The sequence below is a fragment of the Treponema sp. R6D11 genome (assembly GCF_054786075.1).
The window spans coordinates 1-2727 of the sequence record NZ_BDHD01000219.1; the positions used below are offsets into that span (position 1 = coordinate 1).

The following is a 2727-nucleotide window of genomic DNA, read 5'->3' on the forward strand; positions in this document are numbered from 1 at the left end:
CTGTACAACAACGTGTACTATTCGGCGCAGATACGCGTGATACAAACAAGGGCGACGTTAATTAACACCGTTTTAGGCAGATACAAAACCGATAATTTTCCGTTTTTCTGGAATATTTCAAAACTGGGAAACCAGGAAAAAGACACGAACGAAGCCGCGCCGCTTATTAAAACCGCGAGCAAAAAACCCGCGCACAGGGAGATTATTCCAAGGGCTATAACTTCCGTCCATAAAACAAGCCGCAAATCGCCGCCATAAAAACCAATCGCCCTCATAATACCCATCTCCCTAGCCCTCTCGTGAAGTATCAGCCTGTACGTAACGGCCGCGCTTACGAAAATTATCAATAACATCATCACATATAAAAAATAAGTTATAAGGTTCATCGCGTCCAGCAAATCGGAAATTTCAGAAAGATAAACCGGCATCGTATACAAAAATATTCTAATCCCTTCCACCCATTGGTTTGCTTCACGCGTCAGTTCGTCCCTGTCGTACACCAAAGGCCCCATTTGAATGATATCAGAAAGGGCGTTCTGCAAAACAAGTCTTTTCTGTTCTATGTTAGATCTTGAATCGAAAAAGAACCCAACAGAAGAACAATCGGCGTCGTTAAAAAGTAACAGGCGGTTAAGGGTTAGCCTGGAAACATAAACTTTATAATAGCCAAAAAGTGAAGAATCCTTCACTATTCCCCTAACGATAAAAACGCCCGTGTTTTTCTGCCCCCAGCGCGTGTCGACTTCCATTATGACGCTATCCCCCATCGCCGCCCCAAGCAGGCGCGATACCGGTTCGGACAGGATAATCCCGTCGTCGGAAAAAGGTTTTTCCGGCTGTACGGAAAAATGCATTTTAGAGAACAGGTGTTCCTCGTTTTCCCAATCGTTTCCGACGACGTATTTTAACCTTACCGCTGTGCCGTTAAAATACACGACGCCGTTATCTCCAAAAAGGGTGCGAAACACCGTATGTTCGGGCTTTAATTTTACGGATTCCGCCGCGTTTACAAGAGCCGAAATTTCATTTTCTTCCATGTGTTGTATGCCCGTTGTGATGTCATAGCCTACCGCCGTTATGTCGCCCGCATAATGCGACTGCGCCGAATAGTACACGTTGTTGTACATTCCGTCTTTTGTCGAAGTGATAAAAGTTACGATGGCGAACCCAAAGACAAGGGCGGCAAGCAAAAAGCCGTAACGCCGCTTATAACGGTTCAGGTATTTAAGAGCGAGTTTTAACAGCGCGATAATTTTTTCCATGAGCTTGTTTTCAACCATGACGCACCGCTTCCATGGGTTCCACCCTTACCGTAACATGGATCGGGTAAATAGATACCGCGACCCCCAACGCAACAGCCAAAACAAAAGACAAAATCGCGATAAACGGAATAAACTCTAGGCTTAAAACGCTCCCACCGAGCAGGGAGGCGATTAATTCGTTTGGAATTGTTACGGAAAGCGAATTAATCCTGTTAATAAACAACGCCCCGCCGATAATTCCAACTGCGCCGGCAAAAAAAGTAATAATAAGGTTTTCCAGAAGCACAAGGGAAGCGATGTAAAAATCGCCGGCGCCAATAGCGCGTAACGTGCCGATTTCGCGGGTTCTGCGGAAAACCCCGATTAACAAAATGTTGATTGTAGTAATAATTCCCGCGACGCAGACAAGAAATATCCCCATATTGAACAGCGCCTGAATCAACAGCACCAAAATGGCGGAAGTTCCCGCGGCGATTCGCCAATCCACAGCTGTTACGCCGTAAGGCTCTATTTTTTTATTTAAGTCCGATATAAAGGAGCGGACGTTTTCCTTGTTTTAAAGTTTAAGAATGATAAATTTCAAGTCCCGGCCGGACGGGTTAAGGGAATCTTGGGTTTTATTTTCAAATAGAAACGGGCTAGGCGAATCCGCGGAGAATTCCTCTTTAACCGCGTTATCTTCATTTAACATAAAAAAATCTTCAAAAATATCATCTGGATCCGCGTTTAACAGGGCAAGGGCGTCCGCGCCTAACTCTACTTCTTGGGAAGTCGCCACCTGTATTGAATTAAGGACGCGCACGGTCTGCGGGTCTATAATCACGATTTCGTTCATAAACTGCCCGGGGTTCGCGTAAGAGTAAATCCCGACAAGCGGAACTTCGCGTATCTTAAAACCTACCGCCCCGCCCGCCGTTAACAGCAGGCTCATGCCCGGCGCCGGATACTGCCCGCTCTGCTCCCCGATTCTTTCCGCGCGTTCCTTCGTAATCATCGCGCCGTATTCGCCGGAAGCCAAAAGCCGCCCCTCTTCCAGGGTAATTCCCGTGAAAAGTGGGAAATAGCTGTCCGCGTCTATGCCGCATAACAGAACGGGTTCGCGCACGCCCAGCAAATCCAGATACGCCTTGCCGGACACCTGGCTTGTAATGTTCGCCACGCCTTCCCGCTCGCGGGCAATTTCCAAAACCGCGTCGTAAGCCGGCAGGGGCGGAATTGTAAAAAAAGTGTCGATGATGGGGGTATTCGCGCCGAACAGGTTCATGGTTATATCGGATTTCGCTTCAAGTACAACGTCGCCCGTAAGGCTTTGCACGAAAGCGCGGCGCAGTCCGAGGTTGGACCTTCCAATAACGCTGTTCCCGATAAAAAAAAGGAAAGTGATTACCGCGATAAGAAGGGCGATAATCGCGCTGTTTTTTTTGTTTCTGGCGATGTTGCGTAGAACCAGAAAAAAAGCCATTAC

The 2727-nt window shown here is 47.3% G+C and carries 2 protein-coding genes and 1 pseudogene; all 3 read right to left on the reverse strand.

Annotated features, from left to right (window positions below; translation table 11 throughout):
• Positions 1 to 17: 17 nt before the first annotated feature.
• Entirely contained in the window at positions 18 to 1280 is a 1263-nt protein-coding gene (locus ACYVTD_RS11425; RefSeq protein WP_461247897.1) for an ABC transporter permease, read from the reverse strand.
• Positions 1273 to 1749, reverse strand: coding sequence for an ABC transporter permease (locus tag ACYVTD_RS11430; protein WP_461247898.1), 477 nt, complete (start codon positions 1747 to 1749; stop codon positions 1273 to 1275). Before ACYVTD_RS11430 ends, ACYVTD_RS11425 begins: the two co-directional genes overlap by 8 nt.
• Positions 1750 to 1818: 69 nt before the next feature.
• A pseudogene (locus tag ACYVTD_RS11435) lies at positions 1819 to 2727 on the reverse strand (hypothetical protein); the annotation flags it as partial.